Here is a 13,562-nt window from a genome sequence, read left to right on the forward strand (position 1 = left end):
GTCTAGTGGGCTTCCCCAGCCTTCAAGCCCGCCGGCAACGCCTTGGTCAACAAAATCGCCAGCATGCTGATCCCCAGCGCCAATCCGACAAAATGAAACGCATCGTTGTAGGCCATGATCTGCGCCTGCTGATGGGCAATTTCACTGAGCTTGCCCAGCGCCGCCGTCTCATTGCCGTACATCTGCGTCAATGTCGCCATGCGTTCGGCCACTTGCGGGTTGGTCGGCACAATGGCCTCGCGCAAATAATCAAAGTAGGTCTTGGCGCGCGCATCCAGCAAGGTCGCCAACAGCGCAATGCCAATCGCGCCGCCCAGGTTACGCAGGATGTTGAACAGGCTCGACGCCGATCCGGCGTCCTGGGGCAGGATATACGCCGTGGCAATCAACGAAATGGTCACCATGATCAACGGCTGCCCAAGTGCGCGGATGATCTGGATCTGGTTGAACTGGCTGCCGGCAAAGTCCGGATTGAGCACCCCCGAGGAAAAACTCGCCAGGCCGAACAGCCCGAATCCTATCGTGCACAGCCATTTCGGTGACACGTACTTCATCAGCTTGGGCACCAGCGGAATCAGGAACAGCTGAGGAATGCCCATCCACATGATCACTTCGCCGATTTGCAGGGCGTTGTAGTTTTGGATCTGCGCCAGGTACAGCGGCAGCAGATAGATAGAGCCATACAACCCCACGCCCATGCCCAGGCTGGAGATGCTCGACAGGCCGAAATTGCGGTTGCCCAGGATGCCCAGATTGATCAGCGGATTGGGTTTGGACACCTGCACGATGACAAAGGTGATCAGGCACAGCAGTGCGATGCTGCCCAGGCTGACAATCAGGCTCGATTCCAGCCAGTCCTTGCGGTGGCCTTCTTCGAGAAACACCTGCAAACAGCCCAGGCCCACGGCGAGGGTAACGATGCCGGTGTAGTCGGTGTTTTTCAGCAAGTTCCAATTGGACGCCTTTTTCTCCAGGCCGTAGAGCACCCCGGCAATCAGTAGCAGTCCCGGCGGCACGTTGATATAGAAAATGTACTCCCAGCCCCAGTTTTCAGTGAGCCAGCCGCCAATGGTCGGTCCGATGGAGGGGGCGAAGGTGGCAGTCATGGCGAACATGGCCATGCCTTTGGCACGGTGGTGTTCGGGCAGCTTGATCAGGGTCAGGGTGAATGCCAGGGGGATCAGCGCGCCGCCGGTAAAGCCTTGCAGAGCGCGAAAGACGATCATACTTTCCAGGCTCCAGGCCATGGAGCACATCAACGAGGCGATCAGAAAACCGACGGAAACCCACACGGCCAACCGGCGTGCCGACAACAGCTGAACCAGCCAGGCGGTGAGGGGGATCATGATGATTTCCGCCACCAGGTATGAGGTGGAAATCCACGAGCCCTCTTCCAGGGTGGCCGACAGCGCGCCCTGGATATCCTTGAGGGACGAGTTGGTGATCTGGATGTCCAGCACCGCCATAAAGGCGCCGAGCATCACGCTCATCACCGCGATCCAGTCGCGCCGGGTTGGTTCGCCGACCGGGCGCAGCAGTTGATCACCGGTCATCGGCTGGGTCTTTGATGTTCACTTTGACGGTGACCGACATGCCCGGGCGGATTTTACCGTGCAGCGGGTTGTCGGCGGCGAAGGTCAGTTTTACCGGAATCCGTTGTACGACTTTAGTGAAGTTGCCGGTGGCATTGTCCGGCGGCAACAGGCTGAACTGTGCGCCGGAGGCGGCGAACAGGCTGTCGACGCGAGCTTCGATGGGCGTGTCACCGTAAGCGTCGAAGGTCAGCTCGGCCTTTTGCCCAGGCTGCATGTGGCCGATCTGGGTTTCCTTGAAGTTGGCCTGGACCCAGATGTCCTGGTCCGGAACGATCGACAGCAGATAAGCGCCGGCCTGCACGTACTGGCCATTGCGGGCGGCGCGCTGGCCGATCAGGCCGCTGATGGGCGCGTGGATTTCACTGCGGGTCAGGTTCAGTTCGGCCTGGGCCAGGTCGGCGTGGGCATTGGCGATCTGCGCATCGAGGCGCTTGATCTCGGCGTTCAAGGCGTTGACCTGTTGGCGCTGGCCTTGCAAATCTGCCTGGGCCTTGGCCACTTGGGAGCGGGCGATATGGTTGTCGGCGGAGAGGGTGGTGACCCGCTCTTCCGAAACATAGCCGGGTTTACGCAAGGTTTGCGCGCGGGACAAGTCGATCTGCGCACGGCCGAGGCTGGCCTGGCTGGAGGAGACCTGGGCGTCTGCGGCTGCGATCAGGCTGGCTTGCTGGGTCAATTTGCTCATGGCCTGCAAGCGCTCGGCTTCGCGGGTGGCGAGGGCGGCGTTGGCGCGGTCCACGGCCAGGTGGAAATCGTCACCTTCGAGCTTGATCAGCAACTGGCCTTTTTTCACATGCTCGTTATCGCCCACCATGACCTCGGCGATCCGCGCGCCGAGCTGGCTAGAGACGCGGGTAATTTCGCCTTGGACGTAGGCGTTGTCGGTGCTTTCATAAAAGCGGCCTTTGAAGAACCACTGGGCGAAAAATCCCAGGGCGATCAGGGCGACAATAAACAGAAAGATAAACAGGCGACGTTTGAGTTGGGCAGGCATGAGGACAGAGTCGGTAACAAAAGGTAATAAAATATAGCCAGCTAACGATTTGGCAAATAGCCATGTCCGGTCAAAGCATTCCTATAGACCGAAGCTTGGCTTATATGCCCTTTGTTGGCCGCCATACGCTGGAGCCCGAGTGCTTCGGGCTGTTACCATTCGCCCCTTGTTTCAATTTCAGTTTTATCGCCCATTCGAGACCCGCCATGACCACCGTCCGCACGCGCATCGCGCCATCGCCCACTGGGGATCCCCACGTCGGCACTGCCTACATCGCTTTGTTCAACTACTGCTTTGCCAAGCAGCATGGCGGTGAATTCATCCTGCGGATCGAAGACACCGATCAACTGCGCTCTACCCGCGAGTCGGAACAGCAGATTTTCGACGCTCTGCGCTGGCTCGGTATCACCTGGGCTGAAGGCCCGGATGTGGGCGGCCCTCACGGCCCGTACCGTCAGAGTGAGCGCAGCGAAATTTACAAAAAGTACACCCAGCAACTGGTCGACCTGGGCCATGCCTTCCCGTGCTTCTGCACCAGCGAGGAGCTGGACCAGATGCGCGCCGAGCAGCAGGCCCGTGGCGAGACTCCGCGCTACGACGGTCGGGCGCTGCTGCTCTCCAAGGAAGAAGTGGCCCAGCGCCTGGCCGCTGGCGAGCCTCACGTGATCCGCATGAAGGTGCCGAGCGAAGGCATTTGCGTGGTCCCGGACATGCTGCGTGGCGATGTCGAGATCCCGTGGGATCGCATGGACATGCAAGTGCTGATGAAGACCGACGGCCTGCCAACTTACTTCCTGGCCAACGTCGTCGATGACCACTTGATGGGTATCACTCACGTACTGCGGGGCGAAGAATGGCTGCCTTCGGCGCCGAAACTGATCCTGCTTTACGAATACTTCGGCTGGGAACAGCCGCAGCTGTGCTACATGCCGCTGTTGCGTAACCCGGACAAGAGCAAGCTGTCCAAGCGCAAGAACCCGACCTCGGTGACCTTCTACGAGCGCATGGGCTTTATGCCCGAAGCGATGCTCAACTACCTGGGTCGCATGGGCTGGTCGATGCCGGACGAGCGTGAGAAGTTCTCGTTGCAGGAAATGGTCGACAACTTCGACCTGTCGCGCGTCTCCCTGGGCGGGCCGATCTTCGACGTTGAGAAACTGTCCTGGCTCAATGGCCAGTGGCTGCGTGACCTGCCGGTGGAAGAGTTCGCCAGCCGCGTGCAGCAGTGGGCGTTGAACCCTGAGTACATGATGAAGATCGCACCGCACGTGCAGGGCAGGGTGGAAACCTTCAGCCAGATCGCACCGTTGGCCGGGTTCTTCTTTGCCGGTGGCGTGACGCCGGACGTGAAGTTGTTCGAATCGAAGAAGCTGTCGGGCGATCAGGTTCGCCAATTGATGCAGTTGATCCTGTGGAAGCTGGAAGGCCTGCGTCAGTGGGAGAAGGACCCGATCACCGCGACTATCCAGGCCGTGGTCGAGTCTCTGGAGCTGAAGCTGCGCGATGCCATGCCGCTGATGTTTGCCGCCATCACCGGGCAAGCCAGCTCGGTGTCGGTGCTTGATGCCATGGAAATCCTCGGCCCGGACCTGACCCGTTTCCGTCTGCGCCAAGCCCTTGATTTGCTTGGTGGTGTGTCGAAGAAAGAAAACAAGGAATGGGAAAAGCTGTTGGGCGCTATCGCTTAACCGGGCTGTTGTGTCGACCAAACCCCGGTTTTCCGGGGTTTGGTCGGTAAGTGATTGTTATGCCGACAAAAAACTTTGGAAATTGTTGAGAAAAAATTTGACAGCTTTCCAAAGCGCCATTAAGATTCGCCCCGTCCTCACCGATGAGGGGCTATAGCTCAGCTGGGAGAGCGCCTGCATGGCATGCAGGAGGTCAACGGTTCGATCCCGTTTAGCTCCACCAATTTACAGGTTCAAGGTCTGGCCACACCGTCCTTGAATTGATCAGGCTTAGCTTGATCATGTTGTATAGAAGGTTTGTGTCCCCTTCGTCTAGTGGCCTAGGACACCGCCCTTTCACGGCGGTAACAGGGGTTCGAGTCCCCTAGGGGACGCCACGATTACCCGCTATGCGGGATTTTTAAGGGTCATTCAATTATTGAATGGCCCTTTTGTTTGTCTGGCGTTTGGCCAATTCTCCCTCTTCCAAAACGTTCTTCTGACCAGCGGTCATACGAAAAGCTTGCGCAGAAGTATTATGCGTATAATATTTCAATCGTAATATTCGGAGGCGACGATGAACGATAAAAAAGCGCAAACCCGTGAACGCATCCTGCAGGCCGCCAGTGCCGCGCTGATCCAGCGTGGCCCGGCCGAGCCGAGTGTCGGCGAAGTCATGGGCGCGGCGGGGCTCACGGTGGGCGGCTTCTACGCGCACTTCGAAAGCAAGGATGCCTTGATGCTAGAGGCTTTCCAGCAATTGCTGGCGCGGCGTCGAGCGTCTATTGATGAGATGGATACCGAACTGACGGGCGAAGAGCGTCGGGCTTTGGTGGCAGCGTTTTACCTGTCACGCAAGCACCGTGACTCTACAGCCCTGGCCTGCCCGATACCGGCAACGGTGGGGGAAATGAGCCGCCTGCCAGACGAATTTCGCGAAGTCTTGACTGAACACATCGAGTTGATGGCCGCGCAATTGGCCGCTACCCCTGAAGATACCGATAAGGTCCTGGCCGACATGGCCTTGATGATCGGTGGCCTGGCGTTGGCCCGTGCTTTGGGGCCGGGTGAGTTATCGGATCGGATATTGCGCGCCGCCAAGTCGGCAGTGCGCTGAAGGTGGCCGTTGGCCTGAGGAATGAGCGATGGGCACGTTAAAGTGGATTCGTGGCATCAACGGCACCTTGGGCTGGCTGGCGCCGCAAACTGTGGCCAGCAGGATGCGCCTGGTTTTCATGACGCCTAGGGATTTGCCGCCGAGGGACTGGGAATTGCCGTTGCTTGCGCAGTCGGAGCGCATCACCTTGCGTTTCGGCCTGTCGGCATTGCGCTGGGGGCAGGGACCGACCGTATTGATGATGCACGGCTGGGAAGGGCGGCCGACTCAGTTTGCCAGTCTGATCAGCGCTCTGGTGGATGCCGGGTATTCGGTGGTAGCGCTGGACGGTCCGGCCCATGGCCGCTCGCCGGGGCGCGAGGCCAATGTGGTGTTGTTCGCCCGTGCCATGCTGGAGGCAGCCGCCGAGTTGCCGCCGTTGCGCGCGGTGATCGGTCATTCCATGGGCGGTGCCAGTGCGATGTTGGCTGTCCAGTTGGGCCTACGTACTGAGGCGCTGGTGAGCATTGCTGCCCCGGCGCGGATACTGGGTGTGCTGCGCGGTTATGCGCGCATGGTCGGCTTGCCGCCCAGGGCGCGTTCGGCATTTATCCGTGAGGTTGAGCGGGATGTGGGAATTCAGGCGGCACGCCTGGATGTCGCCCACTATCAATTGGAGATGCCGGGACTGGTTGTCCACGCCGAAGACGACACGTTCGTGCCAGTGACGGAATCACAGTTGATTCACGACGCCTGGTTCGACAGCCGCCTGCTGCGCCTGGAGCAAGGCGGGCACCAGAAAGTGCTGGCCGATCCGCGGGTGGTGGAGGGCGTACTGGCGCTGCTGGCCGGTCGCCGCCTGCCAGAGCGGCAAACGGCCTGAACCATGGGTTACACTGCTCGCCGCCGACATTAATCGACCGGGAGCAAGGCATGGGCTGGGATTTGGCAACGCCGTTTATCATCGATCTGCAGATCGCTGCCGAGGACATCGACGGGTTGGGCCACGCCAATAACGCGGTGTACGTGTCCTGGCTGGAGCGCTGCGCCTGGCGCCATTCCCAGCGTCTGGGGCTGGACCTGACCGAGTACCGGCGGCTGGATCGTGCCATGGCGGTGGTCCGTCATGAGATCGACTACCTGGCCGCTGGCTATGAAGGCGACGAGCTGCAACTGGCGACCTGGATCGTCGACTGGGACCAGCGCCTGAAAATGACCCGGCGCTTCCAGTTGGTTCGCCCCAGCGATGGCACCACCTTGCTGCGGGCGCAAACCACCTTTGTCTGCATCGAGCTGTCCAGCGGCAAGCCCAAGCGCATGCCGGCGGAATTTATCGAAGGTTACGGCCAGGCATTGAGTATCTGACGCAGGGGTTAACGGTTGCTGTGGGAAACCCAGTAAACTGCTCCACGTTTTTTGTTGAGTGTTTCCCATGCAAATTGCTTTGGCGCCCATGGAGGGGTTGGTCGACAACATCCTGCGTGACGTGCTGACCCAGGTCGGCGGTATCGATTGGTGTGTGACCGAGTTCATTCGGGTCAACGACCGCCTGCTGACGCCGGCCTATTTCCACAAGCTTGCTCCAGAATTGCTGCACGGCGCCAAAACCGCTGCGGGCGTGCCGCTGCGCGTGCAATTGCTCGGGTCTGATCCGGTGTGCCTGGCGGAAAACGCCGCCTTGGCTTGCGAGCTGGGCTCTGAAGTTATCGATCTGAATTTTGGTTGCCCGGCCAAGACCGTCAACAAATCCCGTGGCGGCGCAGTGTTGCTCAAGGAGCCGGAACTGCTCAACCAGATCGTCGAGCATGTGCGCCGTGCAGTACCAGCACATATTCCGGTCACCGCGAAGATGCGCCTGGGCTTCGACAGCCCGGATGGCGCGTTGGTCTGCGCCACCGCCCTGGCTGAAGGCGGCGCCGCGCACATCGTCGTCCATGCCCGCACCAAGGCGGATGGCTACAAACCCCCTGCTCATTGGGAATGGATTCCCCGTGTGCAGGACGTAGTCAAGGTGCCGGTGTTCGCCAACGGCGATATCTGGAGCGTCGAAGACTGGCGTCGTTGCCGGGAAATCAGCGGTGTCGAGGACATTATGCTCGGTCGCGGCCTGGTGGCCCGTCCCGACCTGGCTCGGCAGATCGCTGCTGCTCGTGCGGGCGAGGATGTGGTGGAAATGACCTGGGCGCAAATGCAACCCATGCTCCACGAGTTCTGGACGCAATCTGTCGCGCAACTCACTGAGCGCCAGGCTCCGGGCCGTTTAAAGCAGTGGCTGGCGATGCTGACCCGTAACTATCCCGAGGCGGTGGAGCTCTTTACGGCAATGCGCCGGGAAACCGATCTGGGGCAGGTTAGTCGTTTACTGGGGATGGCTCACCTTACGCAAGGTGAGCCCTTTTCACGTTTGACTACACCAGCAATTGCTTGAACCCCTCCATCGGCAGTGGCCGACTGTGCAAATACCCCTGATACAAATGACAGCCTAAGCCCTGCAAAAATGCCAGTTGCTCAAGTGTCTCCACGCCCTCGGCAATCACCTCCAGGTTCAAGCTGCGGGCCATGGCCACGATGGCGCGAATGATTTCCGCGTCGTTGGGGTCGTGGGTGGCATCGCGTACGAAGGACTGGTCGATCTTCAGCGCGTCCACGGGTAGACGCTTGAGGTAGGTGAGCGATGAATAGCCGGTACCAAAATCATCCATGGCAAAGCTGACGCCGAGTTTCTTCAGGCGGCGCATCTTACTGATTGTGTCATCCAGGTTCTGGATCACGATGCCTTCGGTAATTTCCAGTTTCAGCAGAGTAAAGGGCAGCTTGTGCTGCTTCAGGCTGCGTTCGACCCGTTCGACAAAGTCATTCTGGCGAAATTGCCGGGGGCTGATGTTCACGCACAGGCTGAAATTCAGCGGGTCCACCAGGCCTTCGGCAATCAGTTGGGCGAAGGCACCACAGGCCTCGTCGAGAATCCAAGTGCCCACCTCCAGAATCAACCCGCTGTCCTCCAGCACCTTGATAAATTCAGCAGGAGATTGCGCCCCCAGTTGCGGATGCTGCCAGCGCACCAGGGCCTCGGCACCCACGATGCGGTTGCCCCGGGCGTCTACTTGCGGCTGGTAATGCACGCTGAACTCACCACGAGACAGCGCCATCCGCAGGTCGGTTTCCATGCGCAGCCGCTCACTGGCGGTGCGTTGCATGCTGTTATGAAACATCTGGATGGTGTTGCGCCCGGAGTCCTTGGCCCTGTACAGCGCGATATCGGCGCGCTTGAGCAGATCTGCCGGTGTCGAGCCATGATCGGGAATCAGCGCGACACCAATGCTGGGGGTGACCTGCAAGCGATGCCCATCGAGAAACATCGGTTCCGACAGCAGTTCACGCAGGGTATCGGCCAACTCCTGCACCTGTCTGCTGACTTGCCCCCGTGAACCCTCCAGGCCGCTAAGCAGCACCACAAACTCATCGCCTCCCAGGCGTGCCACCGTGTCTTCCATGCGTACGCTGGCTTCCAGGCGGGCGGTGACGATTTTCAGCACTGTGTCGCCCACCGGGTGACCGAGGGAGTCGTTGATGTGCTTGAAGTGATCCAGATCGAGAAACAGCAGCGCGCCTCGCAGGTTGTGGCGTTTGAGCAGGGCGATTTGCTGGCTCAGGCGGTCCATCAATAATGCGCGATTGGGTAGGTTGGTCAGTGGGTCGTGATAGGCCAGGTGACGGATCTGCGCCTGCGCGTTTTTCAACAGGCTGACGTCCCTGGCGGTCAGCAGCAGGCACGGGGTTTCATTGATGGTGATCGGCTCCACCGACACCTCAACTGCCAGGATTTCCCCGCGTTTGTTGTGCCAGAGCATTTCCAGATGATGGATGCGCCCCTTGATCTGAAGTTCAGCCAGCAGCGCGGCCCGCTGGTTCTCGTCGGCCCAGATGCCGATCTGGTAAAGCGTCAGGCCTATGGCTTCGTCAGCCCGGTAGCCGGTCAAGCGACAGAATCCGTCATTCACCTCCAGATAACGGCCGGTGTCGCGTTCGGTGATGGACACCGCATCGGGGCTGGAATGAAACGCCTTGGCGAACTTCTCCTCGCTTGCCTTGAGCGCGGCTTCCGAGCGTTGCTGCTGGGTGATGTCCCGCAGGGTGGTCACGACGCAGGGCTGGTTTCCGACCTTGATCAGGCGACTGGAAATCACGCAGGTCAGGCGCTGGCCATTTTTGTGATGGGCGATGATCGCCACGTTGCTCAGGGCTTGTTCGCGGATCACCTGTTCAATGCGTTGCAGGCTCCTGGTGGATTCGTCCCACAGGCCGATTTGCTCGGCGCTGTTGTTGATCACCTCGTCTGCAGTCCAGCCGAAGGTCTGGGTGAAGCTGGGGTTGATCTCGATGAACTGGCCGCTTTCCAGGCCCGTGACACAAATCGGGTCGGGGCTGGCGAGGAACAGGCTGGCGAATTTTTCTTCGGAGGCGCTAAGGCGCTGTTCGCGCTCCACCTGGTCAGTGATGTCGAGCAAGGTCCCGGCCATGCGTAACGGCTGGCCTTGGTCGTTGCGGTAGAGGCGGGCGCGGCTTTCCAGGTAGCGCGAGCTGCCGTCTTCCAACTGTACGCGGTAGGTCAGTTGGTAATTGCCCGCCGGGCCTTCGCGAAGCGTGCGATAGGCATGGCGCATGTTTTCCCGCTCCTCATCGGGCATGCCTTCAAAAAAGGCGTCGAAAGACTCGTGAAATGGCTGGGGTTCCAGGCCGTGCAGCTGTGCGGCGCGGGCCGAGCCATAGAGCATGCCGCTGGGAATGTGCCAGTCCCAGGTACCCAGTTGTGCTGAATCCAGGGCCAGGTCCAGGCGCTCCTGGCTGTCCTTGAGGGCTAGCTCGGCGCTCTTGCGTTCGGTGGTGTCGAGGAAGGTGCTGATCAGGTAGGCCTGGCCCTCCAATTCTACTTTCTGGGCGCTGAGGGTGCCGTCATGCATCTGGCCGTTGCTGGAGCGAAACTGCACCTCCATGGTGATGGGCTCGCCCTTGCGTTGTGTGGCCTTGACCAACAGGGCGCGCTGCTCGGGGTGTACCCACAAGCCCAGGTCCAGCGTGGTGCGGCCAATGACGTCGGTCACCGGCCAGCCGAACAAACTTTCGAAATACTGGTTGGCCTCGCTGATCAGGCCATCTTCCTGGCGGGTCAGCAGAACCATATTGGGGCACAGGTGGAACAGCGTGGCGAAGCGTTTTTCCGAATGGCTGAGGGCATGTTCCCGCTCGCGCTGGTGGGTGATCTCGCGAATCACGCCGATCATTCGCCGCCTGCCTGTCTTGTCTGGTAGCAGGCTGCCATTGATTTCCAGCCAGTGCAGGCTGCCATCGGGCCATTGAATGCGGTGGTGCATGGCGTTCGCGAAGGGTTCGCCGGCCAGCACGGCGTGAAAGGCGCGGACCACCCGCTCGCGGTCCTCGACGGCCAGCAGGTCGAGGTAATCCAGGTCCTTGGGCAGCGGCTGGCGGGGATCAAAACCAAACAACGCCTGGGTGCCCCGCGACCAACTGATCCGCCCGCTGTCGATTTCCCAACTCCAGGCGCCCAGCCGAGCGGCATTGAGCGCTGCCAGCAGTTGCGGGGCGCTGTCCCAGCTTTGCTCCGCCTCCTGGGGGTCCAGGGCATAGATGCGTGGCAGCGGTGGCACGGTATTGAAGGGGTTGCGCATTATCAAAGGGCCTTGGCTCGATGGGCGTTCGGCGCGGGTTCAGGGTCTACGGGCCGCACGGCTTCAGGCCGGCATCCCTGCCGGATCGACCTGTGCATCCAATAGGCTCATGAAAGCCCGCGCAGCGTTCGACAGTGTCCTTTCGGTGTGCACGATATAGCCTAGCTGGCGACTGAGCTGTATGCCCGGCAAAGCAATACTTGTCACCTGTTCATCAAGCATGGTGCGCGGCAACACGCTCCAGGCCAGGCCGATGGAGACCATCATCTTGATGGTTTCCAGGTAGTTGGTACTCATGGCGATGTTCGGCGTCAGGCCCTGGGCCTCGAACAGCCGTTGCACTATATGGTGGGTAAAGGTGTTGCCGCCGGGAAATACCGCCGGGTGCCGGGCGATGTCGGCCAGGTTGACCGTACCGTTATTGACCAGGCTGTGTTCTGGCGCCACCACGAAATCCAGCGGGTCATCCCACACCAGTGTCGCTCGTACCAGTGTATGCGGCTCCGGCGCCAGGGTAATCACCGCTACTTCGGCGCGGCCATGGAGGATTTCTTCGTAGGCCACTTCCGAATCGAGAAACTGAATATCCAGGGCTACTTCCGGGTATTGCCGAGTAAACGCACGCAATACCGGCGGCAGGCGGTGCAGGCCGATGTGGTGGCTGGTGGCCAGGGTTAGCCGTCCGGTGACCTTCCCGGTCAGGTTAGTCAGGGCGCGGCGGGTGTCATCCAGTACGTTGAGAATCTGATATGCCCTGGGCAAAAGCTCCCGGCCGGCCTCGGTCAAGCCCACTTCACGGCCCAGGCGGTCGAACAAGCGCACCTTCAATTGCTGCTCTAAACCGGCGATGCGCTTGCTGATGGCCGGTTGGGTCAGGTGCAGCCGTTCACCGGCACCGGAGAAGCTGCCGGTCTCGGCGATGGCTATAAAAGTATTGAGGTTGGCCAGGTCCATGGTGGTATTCCAATTGGTTATCCAAAGCATGAAAAATATGAATTTGAGTTATTTAATGTAACCCCATAGGATCGACCTCACAAGCCAAGGGGTTATTGAACAAAACCCACGGCATAGAAAGAAAAGCTGATGAGGACCGACTGATGGCCGGCAAAACGCTTTACGACAAGCTTTGGGATTCCCATGAAGTGAAACGGCGTGATGATGGGTCGTCGCTGATCTATATCGACCGTCACATCATCCATGAAGTGACCTCGCCCCAAGCGTTTGAAGGCCTGCGACTGGCCGGGCGCAAGCCTTGGCGCGTCGACTCGATCATCGCCACGCCAGACCACAACGTGCCGACCACCCCTGAACGCAAGGGCGGTATCGACGCCATTGCCGACACGGTCTCGCGCTTGCAGGTCCAGACCCTCGACGACTATTGCGACGAGTACGGCATCACCGAATTCAAAATGAATGACGTGCGCCAGGGCATCGTCCACGTCATCGGCCCTGAGCAGGGCGCCACCTTGCCAGGCATGACCGTGGTCTGCGGCGACTCCCACACCTCGACCCACGGTGCGTTCGGCGCCTTGGCTCATGGCATCGGCACGTCCGAGGTGGAGCATGTGTTCGCCACCCAGTGCCTGGTTGCCAAAAAAATGAAGAACATGCAGGTAGTCGTCGAAGGTGAGTTGCCCTTCGGCGTGACCGCCAAGGACATCGTCCTCGCCATCATCGGCAAGATCGGCACCGCCGGCGGTAACGGCCATGCCATCGAATTTGCTGGCAGCGCCATTCGTGACCTGTCCGTCGAGGGCCGCATGACGATCTGCAACATGTCCATCGAAGCCGGCGCCCGTGTGGGCCTGGTGGCAGCAGACGAAAAGACCGTTGCCTACGTCAAGGGACGCCCATTCGCACCGAAAGCTGCCGAGTGGGATGCGGCGGTCGAAGCCTGGAAAGATTTGGTGTCTGACGAGGATGCGGTGTTCGACACCGTGGTCAAGCTCGATGCCACGCAGATCAAGCCGCAAGTCAGCTGGGGCACCTCCCCGGAAATGGTCCTGGCGGTTGATCAAAACGTCCCGGACCCGGCCAAGGAAACCGATCTGGTCAAGCGCGGTTCCATCGAACGTGCCTTAAAGTACATGGGCTTGAAAGCCAATCAGGCGATTACCGATATTCAGCTGGATCGCGTATTCATCGGCTCTTGCACCAACTCGCGGATCGAAGACTTGCGCGCGGCGGCCGTGATCGCCAAGGGCCGCAAAGTCGCTTCGACCATCAAGCAGGCGATCGTGGTCCCGGGTTCGGGCCTGGTTAAGGCGCAAGCCGAGGCCGAAGGCCTGGACAAGATCTTCCTCGAAGCCGGTTTTGAATGGCGTGAGCCGGGCTGTTCCATGTGCCTGGCGATGAACCCGGACCGTTTGGAGTCGGGCGAGCATTGCGCGTCTACCTCCAACCGTAACTTCGAAGGGCGTCAGGGCACCGGTGGTCGTACCCACCTGGTGAGCCCGGCCATGGCCGCAGCCGCTGCCGTCAACGGTCGTTTCATCGACGTTCGCGAATTGATCTGAGGAATAC

10 protein-coding genes and 2 tRNA genes are annotated in these 13,562 nt (G+C 60.1%); 8 read left to right on the top strand and 4 right to left on the bottom strand.

Translation table 11 applies throughout. From position 1 onward, the window contains the following. Positions 1-2: 2 nt before the first annotated feature. Both ACZRJ6_RS23665 and ACZRJ6_RS23670 read right to left on the bottom strand, forming a co-directional pair. The gene (locus tag ACZRJ6_RS23665) at positions 3-1,553 is read right to left on the bottom strand and encodes an MDR family MFS transporter (RefSeq protein ID WP_463970422.1); all 1,551 of its coding nucleotides are present in this window, start codon (positions 1,551-1,553) and stop codon (positions 3-5) included. Next, positions 1,543-2,589, bottom strand: a complete 1,047-nt coding sequence (locus ACZRJ6_RS23670) for an HlyD family secretion protein (protein ID WP_463970421.1) — start codon at positions 2,587-2,589, stop codon at positions 1,543-1,545. Before ACZRJ6_RS23670 ends, ACZRJ6_RS23665 begins: the two co-directional genes overlap by 11 nt. A gap of 206 nt (positions 2,590-2,795) precedes the next feature. Here ACZRJ6_RS23670 and gltX point away from each other — a divergent pair, with 206 nt between their 5' ends. The 7 genes from gltX (at position 2,796) to ACZRJ6_RS23705 (ending at position 7,780) form a co-directional block, all read left to right on the top strand. Continuing rightward, positions 2,796-4,277, top strand: coding sequence for a glutamate--tRNA ligase (gltX, locus tag ACZRJ6_RS23675; RefSeq protein WP_463970420.1), 1,482 nt, complete (start codon positions 2,796-2,798; stop codon positions 4,275-4,277). A gap of 147 nt (positions 4,278-4,424) precedes the next feature. After that, a tRNA-Ala gene (locus ACZRJ6_RS23680) sits at positions 4,425-4,500 on the top strand. A gap of 78 nt (positions 4,501-4,578) precedes the next feature. After that, positions 4,579-4,654: transfer RNA gene (locus ACZRJ6_RS23685), tRNA-Glu, on the top strand. Positions 4,655-4,833: 179 nt separating this feature from the next. Next, positions 4,834-5,373, top strand: a complete 540-nt coding sequence (locus ACZRJ6_RS23690) for a TetR/AcrR family transcriptional regulator (protein WP_463970419.1) — start codon at positions 4,834-4,836, stop codon at positions 5,371-5,373. 28 nt (positions 5,374-5,401) lie between these two features. Then, entirely contained in the window at positions 5,402-6,235 is an 834-nt protein-coding gene (locus ACZRJ6_RS23695; protein ID WP_463970418.1) for an alpha/beta fold hydrolase, read from the top strand. A 50-nt stretch (positions 6,236-6,285) separates the two neighbouring features. Next, positions 6,286-6,717, top strand: a complete 432-nt coding sequence (locus ACZRJ6_RS23700) for an acyl-CoA thioesterase (RefSeq protein WP_463970417.1) — start codon at positions 6,286-6,288, stop codon at positions 6,715-6,717. Positions 6,718-6,784: 67 nt separating this feature from the next. Then, positions 6,785-7,780 carry a tRNA dihydrouridine synthase gene (locus ACZRJ6_RS23705; RefSeq protein ID WP_463970416.1) on the top strand — a complete coding sequence of 332 codons (996 nt, stop codon included), beginning with the start codon at positions 6,785-6,787 and terminating at the stop codon, positions 7,778-7,780. Here ACZRJ6_RS23705 and ACZRJ6_RS23710 read toward each other — a convergent pair. Further along, the gene (locus ACZRJ6_RS23710; RefSeq protein ID WP_463970415.1) at positions 7,761-11,039 is read right to left on the bottom strand and encodes an EAL domain-containing protein; all 3,279 of its coding nucleotides are present in this window, start codon (positions 11,037-11,039) and stop codon (positions 7,761-7,763) included. The two genes, ACZRJ6_RS23705 and ACZRJ6_RS23710, sit on opposite strands and share 20 nt — an antisense overlap. 63 nt (positions 11,040-11,102) lie before the next feature. Further along, positions 11,103-11,993 (bottom strand): LysR family transcriptional regulator, encoded by an 891-nt coding sequence (locus tag ACZRJ6_RS23715; protein WP_463970414.1) that lies wholly within the window; start codon positions 11,991-11,993, stop codon positions 11,103-11,105. Between the two features lie 143 nt (positions 11,994-12,136). Between ACZRJ6_RS23715 and leuC the strand changes: the two genes are divergently transcribed. Next, positions 12,137-13,555: a 3-isopropylmalate dehydratase large subunit gene (gene leuC, locus ACZRJ6_RS23720; protein WP_463970413.1), complete on the top strand. Its 1,419-nt coding sequence runs from the start codon at positions 12,137-12,139 to the stop codon at positions 13,553-13,555. Positions 13,556-13,562 lie beyond the last annotated feature (7 nt).

This window comes from Pseudomonas sp. C321 (genome assembly GCF_055407105.1).

Excerpts from the sequence above, each read along its gene's own strand:
- ACZRJ6_RS23670 (WP_463970421.1), bottom strand. The coding sequence starts at position 2,589 with ATGCCTGCCCAACTCAAACGTCGCCTGTTTATCTTTCTGTTTATTGTC.
- ACZRJ6_RS23695 (WP_463970418.1), top strand. The coding sequence starts at position 5,402 with ATGGGCACGTTAAAGTGGATTCGTGGCATCAACGGCACCTTGGGCTGG.
- ACZRJ6_RS23690 (WP_463970419.1), top strand. The coding sequence starts at position 4,834 with ATGAACGATAAAAAAGCGCAAACCCGTGAACGCATCCTGCAGGCCGCC.
- ACZRJ6_RS23700 (WP_463970417.1), top strand. The coding sequence starts at position 6,286 with ATGGGCTGGGATTTGGCAACGCCGTTTATCATCGATCTGCAGATCGCT.
- ACZRJ6_RS23665 (WP_463970422.1), bottom strand. The coding sequence starts at position 1,553 with ATGACCGGTGATCAACTGCTGCGCCCGGTCGGCGAACCAACCCGGCGC.
- leuC (WP_463970413.1), top strand. The coding sequence starts at position 12,137 with ATGGCCGGCAAAACGCTTTACGACAAGCTTTGGGATTCCCATGAAGTG.
- ACZRJ6_RS23715 (WP_463970414.1), bottom strand. The coding sequence starts at position 11,993 with ATGGACCTGGCCAACCTCAATACTTTTATAGCCATCGCCGAGACCGGC.
- ACZRJ6_RS23710 (WP_463970415.1), bottom strand. The coding sequence starts at position 11,039 with ATGCGCAACCCCTTCAATACCGTGCCACCGCTGCCACGCATCTATGCC.
- ACZRJ6_RS23705 (WP_463970416.1), top strand. The coding sequence starts at position 6,785 with ATGCAAATTGCTTTGGCGCCCATGGAGGGGTTGGTCGACAACATCCTG.
- gltX (WP_463970420.1), top strand. The coding sequence starts at position 2,796 with ATGACCACCGTCCGCACGCGCATCGCGCCATCGCCCACTGGGGATCCC.